The following is an 8903-nucleotide window of genomic DNA, read 5'->3' as shown; positions in this document are numbered from 1 at the left end:
CCTTTTGTGCCTGGCTCAAATCACCCCTTTTGTGCCTGGCTCAAATCACCCCTTTTGTGCCTGGCTCAAATCACCCCTTTTGTGCCTGGCTCAAACCACCCCTTTTGTGCCTGGCTCAAATCAGTCCTTTTGAGCCTGGCTCAACATATGCCAGGCATCCACCCCCTTCAATTCCCTAGTTGCCAATGTTGAATGAAGTATAATGTGTACTCACGGTAATGAAGGAAGAGCTCCATCAATATACGCCTTTCCTTCCGCCACGATTTCGACGTTCCCTTCAATGTCAACCGATGTGACGGACCCGTTTTCCCACTCACAGGTCACGTTCATCATCCCGCCAGGCTGTTTGATCAAGGCTGAAATACCACCTTTATTTTTCCAGGAAAGATACACACCGAGTGAAGCGGTCCCAGAACCACATCCCCGTTCCCAGACCATGCTGTCGAGTTCCGGGACATAGATGAGTGGAAGAAGCTCCCCGGTTTGAGGCTTGAAAATCATCACTCCCACAAGCTTCCCTTCATATCCCGCACCGACCGTCAACGCCAACGTTTCTGCATACTGACGTATGGCTGTATCAACCTCATCGATTTCCATTATGAGATGAACCGCCTCTGCATAGTGGATCTCAGTACATGCAAACGGACGTCCCTCAATCTTCTTCCGTTTCTCGATGCGTTCCGGCAGCGGCATCGCCAACCGGCAGATGAAGCGGTTCATTTCCCGTCTGACCTGACACCGGACCAGCAACTCCGTCCCCGAAGCCTCCACATTCACGACCATTTGGCGGCCGTCAACTATATCCCTCTCCGCAGCGATGAACGCTGCCAACGACATGCAAGCATTCCCGCAGAATTCCCCTCCGGCCATCCATAAGGATGAATCCGCACAAGCATCACCGGGCTTCTTAATGAATCCCACCTGCTCTGCATGCACACAGTCATAAGACATAAGCTTAGAGGCGATATGACCGTAATCTTCAAAAGCGTGTGCTGTCTTCACAAGGACGGTCATGTTCTCAGTCGGGTTGAATTTAACAAAATCGACTTCCTGCTTCATTGACATCCCTCTGAATTCATTGGTTAATTCGTAATCATTACGATTTACAACCCAAAAAAAATGTAATCTGGATAAAACCTACATTCCATTGCTTGCGAGAATTCGCTTTCAGTAAGTGGGAGGCGATCAGATGCCCTTTGATAGTCCCACTTCTTTTCCCAGATGGAACCTGCCTTCCTCACATAGACTCGAACGCGCATAAAACGTAATGATTACGATTTACCTGTTTTATACTATTCTCTTACCAAGTATCTGTCAATCTCTTCTTTATTTGGATAAATCGCTTTTTGCAGGGAAAACGGGTAGATTGACAGACTTGACCAATTCTAAATAGAGCAGATGTCACATGCTTCACCCTCAACTTCTTCCCTATAAGAAGACCAAGTATTTTTCGTAAAACGTAATGATTATGATTTACAAATTGTAATCATTTCGGTAAACTGCTAGATAATCATTGAAAAGGAGACTGACTCATGAAAAAATAATCACTCTGATACTAATCAGTTCTTTAGACATGTTAACCGCATGTCTAAATAAACCGGCTTCCAACTCTTCCGAAAAGGAGGAATTATACTCATTACCATCCGTTCTTGATTCGCTAGCGGAGACCGTGTTTTGATCTTCCTTATTTGTCGATGTCATAGTTGGTTTAACACTTTCATCAGAGTTAGAGCAAGCTCCTGACAATACTACTAGCACAGTTAAAAAAAATACCAATAGTCATTTTCATTATCGACACTTCCTTTTATTGCGATTGAACCCCGATTTGGCATCCCATTAAATTGGTACCCCACTTCTTCTAAAAGGCAGCTTCCTTTCTTACCTGACTTTCATACGATACACCTGTGATCGAATTAAGAACGTTCACCTGCAAGTGATTCAATGAATTCACCTACACGATTAAATGTTTGATCTGGTTGAACACTAAAATCCTGTGTCTGGTAATTCGGCAGCCACTGGACTCCGACCGTCCATACGTTTGCTTGTTTACCAGCTTTAATATCAGCATCACTATCGCCTATAAATAGAGCTTCGTCATTGGTTACGTTAAGCAATGACAATGCCTGTTTCAATCCCTCGGGATGAGGTTTCGGAATTGACACGTCATCACCGGTAATGATGACGTCAAATAGTTCATTCATTTCGAGATGATCCAGTGAAATGACAAGACTTTTTCTTGCCTTACCTGTTACAATCCCTAGTTTGTATCCTTGTTTTTTTAATGAATGAAGCAAGTCGTTCATTTCTTCATTGGCCTTGACCAAATCTGCATGCTTTTCTTTGTATTTCTGATAATACATATCAATTGCTTGATCAAAGTTGGAATTCTTCAGATTTTCTTTAATAATGCCTGTTTCTGATGGCCCAAACATGGACTTGATTTCATCGGAAGTAACTTCGATGTCATCAAATTCCTTGAATACAGATTGAAATGCATAGAAGCAAACCGGTAACGTATCAGCCAGTGTTCCGTCAAAGTCAAAAATAATCGCTTTCATCATATCCCGCCTTAAAATAAGATTTTCTACTGTGGATTATTCATTGAAATAATATTATTGTAAAATAAAAGAAATAAAGGTTATAGTTTCCTTTTATATAATTATAGTATCACAAACTGATAGGGGAGATTAGGATTAGAACTATGAGTAAGGTAGTAGACGTTTTTATAAGAGAAGTTACAAAAGAGTGTGAGCATCTATGCAGTTTGGTCAGCATTCACCCATTTGCTTCAGGAGTAGAAAATTGTGTTCTGATCGGTCAGACGCTTGAATGGGGCAAAGTGGTGATCAGAGTACCATGGGATACAATGAGCAGGGATCAGACAAAAAGAAGTGCTTCGAGAGCAGGACTTGAGAAAGAATATAAATTAACGACGTTTTGCTATCAGCATCACCTGCCCGCTCCTACAATCTATCTCTTCCATAAAGGGGAAGAAGTCGATTTCATGATTCAAGAGTATGTCTCTGGTGATCGCAATAATGAAGCCCCCTTAAAGGAGATGGGGAGGTTTGTAAAAGAGCTGCATCAAATAGAAGTTCCACCTGTTTTCCTGCGTGATGCACACGAAGCGATAACAGAACGACTGATCAAAAATGTAAAAAAGTTTAAATTGATTTTCAATTCATCACTTTCACTTCCACATGAGGAAGAACTAAAGGGAATATTCAAATCTTATCCTTCTAAATCCAGATTATTACATATGGATATCCGCCCTGAAAACATCCTATTCAGAAACCAGAGGGTTGCTGGTATCTTTGATTGGACAAATTCCTTGGCGGGCGATCCGGTACTGGAATTGATGAGAATTAAAGAATATGGTTTCTTAAGCAGCGAATTTATAGAAGGATATCACGAGTTTGACAAGGAAATTCAACGAGTGCCTGAAATGGCAAGGTGGCTTTACCAATTTGATACGAGCCTTATGCTGACTCTTCTTTTTAGAGAGTTGGGTGAGAATGAACAGGAGAGACGTACTTTAGTGAGCCTTAACACTCTTTATAAAAAGATTAAAAAGGCTTTATAAGAGTAAGTCGTCCGTTTTGGAAGAGAAAAATACAAATAACATCGAAAACAGCAGGCTAATTCGCAAATGAATTAGACCTGCTTAAGAAATTAATAAAGATCTACAAATCAGGACCTGATGGCTCCGGGTTTTTAAGGATATGCTAACTTCTTCCGTTAAGACTCCCTTGAAAAAACAGTAATCATTGAAATAGATTATTACAATTTTTAATCATAAACTCAATATAGTCTAATGCATCTTTTCGTCTCTTGAAAACAGATTTATATAAAGACTTTTTGTTTCCATTCCGTAACCTCAGAGACTCATTAATAATCTTATGCCACCTTTGAGGAACCACCTTTAATGCATATTCACCCGCCCCAACTTTAGATGTAATATCCTTTTCATTAAAAGTATAATAAAGACGAGAAACTCCTAAAACCCCCCACTCAACCATGTGTATACTAAATAGTAAACCTATGTAATTAAATGAAGGGAATTTCTTACAACCAATCCACCAGCCAAACCAATAAGTATTAAGATTATTTTTCATATTATTAATTAAGATATTCCAATCTATTGAATAGAAGTGTTCTTCTATGTTTTGCCCCTTAATTGTAATTCCATATTTCTTTAATTGATAAGCATCTATTGAGTTTTTACAGAACTCTTTATATCCATTAAATTTTCCATCATTAAAATATACACCTGAAATACTGCCTGAATTTAAAGAAACCAAATCATTTTCAGTTATATAAAAACCGTCTAAACTTGCTTTTGGGTATTTTCTTTGCATATTCTTATGAATCTCTTTTAGAATATTTACATCTATGTCGGTTAACTTCCGGTTAATTACTGCAATAAAATCTATATCACTAACCCCATACTTAAATGCACCTAATGATGCAGAACCATAAAGATAGTAACCCTCAAGTAAATTGGGTGCTTTCAATTCAAGGGAATCAAAGTATGTACCTAACAATTCATTGATTTTTTTAGGAATATGCCCCATTTCATCTTCTCCCATATAAATTTCCAAATCTCTAGTGTATCCATAATATCTTTAGATTTAATATGTAAAGGGTTAAATATATTATGCCCATGATCATGATAAAAGAGTTTGGCTCGCTTATATTTTAACATAAATTTCCTATTGGTTGGTTGTATTCCCAAATGCAGCATTACGGTTGCTAGTTTGATAACGAATTAATGAGGACCATCTCATATTAGAAGGACCGGTCATAATTTGTGTGTCTTAATAAACAAGGGACGGCCCTCTCTTCCTTTTCTATTTTAAAAAAGAGAGGGCCGTCCCTATTCGTTTTACGTTTTATACCGTTGCTACTTCCACTTTCTCTTCTTCAGGTTCATCCACAACTGCAGCCCCGACGATATCGCCGATCACGTTGGAAGCCGTCCCGCCCATTCCAATGAGGGCATCGACACCGGCAATGAGTGCTACGATCTCGAGTGGTAAACCGAACATCGTCAACACTGCTGATAAAGTGACGAGCCCCGCAGCAGGAACCCCTGAGGTTCCGATGGAGAGAAGAGTCCCTACCAGAACGATCATCAGAAGATCCGTGACCGAAAGCTGTAAGTTTGTCACGTTTGCCGCAAATACGATGGACACACCCATCCGTAATGCCCCTCCGTCTGAATTGAAGATGGCCCCGAGCGGAAGGGCAAAATTCGCCGTCTTCTCAGAGATCCCTGCCTTCTTTGCCGATTGTATGGCAACCGGCAAGGACGCAATGCTGCTTGAGGTGAAAAAGGCGGTACTATACGCTTCTTTCGTACTCTTGAAGAAGCTGAGCACCGGCTGCCCTGACGACTTCAAAAACCCTGTATAAACGACTAACCAAAGCAGGATGATCCCCACATAAAAGACTCCTACGAACCCCGCAAGAGATTGAATCGTTTCCCATCCCTGCTGACCGAATGTGGCTGCACTTATGGCAAACACACCAAACGGCGCGTAAGCAAGGACCCCTTTTAGAAGGATATAGAACATTTCGTTGAAGGCAGCAAACACCTTATCAAGAAGGTTCCCATACTCCTTCATCGTTTTGTCTGCAGAAAACTTCATCCATGAAATCGCGATCCCCATGATCACGGCAAGAAACATGATCGCGAGGGTGTCTCCCCCTGCGAAAGCCTGAAACAGGTTATCCGGGATGATTTGAAGTAAAACATCCGAGAAGTGTGGTGTTTTCGGCTCTTCCACCTGAGCATCAGGCAATGATAAATTCACCCCAGGATTGAACAAAAAGGCCAGTCCAAGACCGATGAACACAGCAGCAGCCGTCGTCGCCGTATAATAGAGAATCAGCTTCCATCCCATCCGGCCTAACTGCGTGACACTCATCTTGTTCACCGCCTGCACCACCGTAAGAAAAATAACCGGAATCGCAATCAAACTAAGAAGATGAATCAGCACGGTTCCGAATGGCTTCAGGATCTCAGCATCCGCTTTAAAAATCAAACCGACGGCAATCCCTAGAAGGAAGCCGACAGACATCTTCAAAACAAATGGCACTTTCATATATTGCTTCCATATGTATTTCATTTTCATCTACGCCTTTACTAGTTTATTAGAGACTTATTATATCACTTAATATAGGTGAAGGGCGGATCTTTTGGTTAATCGGGGGAGTTAGGGACGGCTCTTATTCTACTATTAAGGTGAGTCCGTCCGTCCAGCAACAAAATAGAGCGGGAACCGTCCACACTCTGCTTAACAGTAAACAATCCTCGAATTGGGAACTGATTCCCCGTAAACCAAAGTTTCTCCGCCTCGTAGGTATAGCCCAAAATCAAAGATTTTTCGACAAGTTGGTTGATAAATTGGAAAAGTGGATTGTTAATGCGAAAAATGGATCGTATTTTTCAAAAGTGGACTGAAAAAGGCACAAATTGGCTGAATCAGATGATTGGCAGCTATAAGAACTGTCTCCGCGGCTCACATCTCCCCTTAGACCAGGGTTCCATTACGAATTATGCTCACTTTTCAGGATTTATGCTGAATTATTTGGATTTATGCTGAAAAAAATGAGGTTATGCTGACTTTTAGAGATTTATGCTGAATTATTTCATTATATGCTGACTTTTACAAATATAACCAATTATCCCCGACAAAGGATGACCCTTGTATTTCCAATTGGGAAGCGACTCTCCAATGCTTTAAAATAAGTCCCCCTTCTACTTAAAACAAAGAAAGATCAGTCACCCAGATAAAGAATGCCCAATACAAAAAAACCGAATAATGGACCTTTTCAGGGATTTCCATTATTCGGGAAACAGTTCATTCTTTATTTGACGCAATCAGATCTGCTACAAGGATATAACGCTCTGGTGATGCCCCGATAAAATTAAACGGGTAGCATGTGGAAACAGTCAGGGTCGCCCTTGGTTTTGGGACAATGACTGTCCTGTCCTCCTTGTCAACGATGCGTACTTTTTTTACTTTGTACGTAAATTCCCCCGCAGATGTTTGCACAACAAGCAGGTCGCCAATCCCCACCTCACCCATCTGACGAAAGACAGTATCACGATGACCTGACAGGACTGTATTATCTTCCTCACCAGGCAGAACACTGCCGGCGAAATGTCCCACTCCTTTATCCAACTCATCTTCATGTGTCCCGTGAAAGATCGGCAGCTTTGCCTCAAGCTTCGGGATGATGAGCTCACCAATATTTTCTCCCTTTTCAGGGCGCTCGGCATAAAGGGGGACCTCCTCTTGTTCCTTCTCTTGTTCCTTCTCTTTCGACTCAGGCTTTGTTGTATAATCTTCAGCATTTACTTGTCCTGTTTTATAGAGCAGATACCCTTTTAAGAAGGTATAAGCATTCGTCCCGGCAAACCATGCTCCAAATACAATGAAACTAACAGACAACAAAAGGGGTACCAGACGCTTGCTGCGTTTGATCTTTCTCATTTGAGTTTAATGTCCTCTGACGCTAAAGCGCCTGAATAAGAGAGCACCCACTAAAACAAATGCAAATCCCACCAAAGTATTGCCGACATAGTCAGAAGCTGTCTTTGGAAGCTTGCCGCCTTTAACTGTTTTAACTAATGGCTTCGATCCATTTGGAGTATCAGCCGTTACAATTTCCTTTGCTTGCTTAATATCCTTTCCGGTCTCCTGAATGAGATCAGAACCAAACATGTCTGCCGTCAGCAGCAGATCAGCAAGAAACTCCCCTTGCTTATTGTATAGTTCCATTAACAGATCATACCCATTTGCAGTGTCCATTGTCATCAGAGTTTCAAAAGATATGACTTGCTTTTCATCATCTTTCACAAGGTAATACTTAGTATCTAACTGGAAGAGATCAAGCATGTCATTAAAGATATCGAAAAGCTCTGCGATTTGTTCAGCTGTCAGTTCTTCAGCGGTATCAAATTCTTCAAACACCATCATTCTTTCGCTTAGCTCGATTAATTGATCCAGGAAAGCAGGATCTTCAATAGCAAGAGTTTCAAAATGAGCAAACAGCTTCTCAAGTTCCTCATCCGTCAGGCCGATTTCCGTGAAGAGTCCATACACTTCGTCTAAATTTGCTTCACCGTTTACATAGATATCAACAGCGAGCTCAAGATCTTCAATATATTCATAGTTTTCAATGGAATCGTCATTTTCTTTTAAAAATTGCTCCAGCGCTTCCTTTGAGTCAAAACCAAAATCATTTAATAGCTGCATAAGGTTCTCTTCATCAATCGGAGTCCCTTCCCAACCGTTCAAATAAAAATCGACATATTCTTGGAGTTCTTCAGAAAAAATGATCCATGTGCCTTCCAACACATCCTGTCCCTCTTCTATATCTCCATATTCAACTAAAAGTTGATTCAACTCATCACGACTCAGGTCGAATTCCTGTAGTACCAGCTGAATAGATTCTTCCGAAAGTGGCGTACCTAAATCTTCCACAGACTCATAATCTTCCAAATACCATTCTTTACTTTCAAGAAAATCGATATAATCCTGCTTGTCCCACCCAATATTCTTTAAGAACTCTTCAAAATCTGGTTCATTAGGCTCGACGGCGTACGTCATTCCCGGTAAAAATCCCAAGCCCAAAACCAATACCAAAACTAGCGAAAGTAAACGCTTCATCACTTATCCCCCAATAGGTTTATGTATTTAATATCTAGAATAGTATAATCTGATAGGGGGAATTTGGAAATAGGTATTTTTTTCTATAAAATCATAAAAGAGCTGCCTTAAAAAAAAGCAGCTCTTTTACTATGAAAAACTAATTAATTTTTGCATATATAGATTACTGAGATTTAGGACCGGCCCCCTTGCAGGCTATAGCTTTACCGCACTCGGGTACTG

General features: G+C 40.9%; 7 protein-coding genes. 1 reads left to right on the top strand and 6 read right to left on the bottom strand.

Annotated features, from left to right (window positions below):
* Positions 1-210 precede the first annotated feature (210 nt).
* A complete protein-coding gene (locus AAEO50_RS02895) occupies positions 211-1059 on the bottom strand; it encodes a diaminopimelate epimerase (protein WP_341980217.1) in 849 nt (282 codons plus the stop codon).
* Positions 1060-1913: 854 nt separating this feature from the next.
* Positions 1914-2561, bottom strand: a complete 648-nt coding sequence (locus tag AAEO50_RS02890) for an HAD family hydrolase (RefSeq protein WP_341980215.1) — start codon at positions 2559-2561, stop codon at positions 1914-1916.
* Between the two features lie 140 nt (positions 2562-2701).
* Here AAEO50_RS02890 and AAEO50_RS02885 point away from each other — a divergent pair, with 140 nt between their 5' ends.
* On the top strand, positions 2702-3583 hold the full coding sequence (locus tag AAEO50_RS02885; protein WP_341980213.1) for an aminoglycoside phosphotransferase family protein: 882 nt from the start codon (positions 2702-2704) through the stop codon (positions 3581-3583).
* 181 nt (positions 3584-3764) lie between these two features.
* On the opposite strand, the gene AAEO50_RS02880 is transcribed toward AAEO50_RS02885, so the two are convergent.
* The 4 genes from AAEO50_RS02880 to AAEO50_RS02865 all read right to left on the bottom strand — a co-directional run bounded on the left by AAEO50_RS02880 (position 3765) and on the right by AAEO50_RS02865 (position 8681).
* Positions 3765-4589 (bottom strand): aminoglycoside adenylyltransferase domain-containing protein, encoded by an 825-nt coding sequence (locus tag AAEO50_RS02880; protein WP_341980211.1) that lies wholly within the window; start codon positions 4587-4589, stop codon positions 3765-3767.
* Positions 4590-4892: 303 nt separating this feature from the next.
* Entirely contained in the window at positions 4893-6131 is a 1239-nt protein-coding gene (locus AAEO50_RS02875; RefSeq protein ID WP_341980209.1) for a dicarboxylate/amino acid:cation symporter, read from the bottom strand.
* A gap of 735 nt (positions 6132-6866) precedes the next feature.
* Complete coding sequence (locus tag AAEO50_RS02870; RefSeq protein WP_341980207.1) at positions 6867-7502, bottom strand: class D sortase; 636 nt, start codon at positions 7500-7502, stop codon at positions 6867-6869.
* Positions 7503-7508: 6 nt separating this feature from the next.
* A complete protein-coding gene (locus AAEO50_RS02865) occupies positions 7509-8681 on the bottom strand; it encodes a processed acidic surface protein (RefSeq protein WP_341980205.1) in 1173 nt (390 codons plus the stop codon).
* Positions 8682-8903: the final 222 nt, after the last annotated feature.

The sequence above is a fragment of the Rossellomorea oryzaecorticis genome (assembly GCF_038405515.1).
In the GTDB taxonomy this organism is placed as follows: Bacteria; Bacillota; Bacilli; order Bacillales; family Bacillaceae_B; genus Rossellomorea; species Rossellomorea oryzaecorticis_A.
This window is presented reverse-complemented; position numbering and strand designations above follow the sequence as displayed.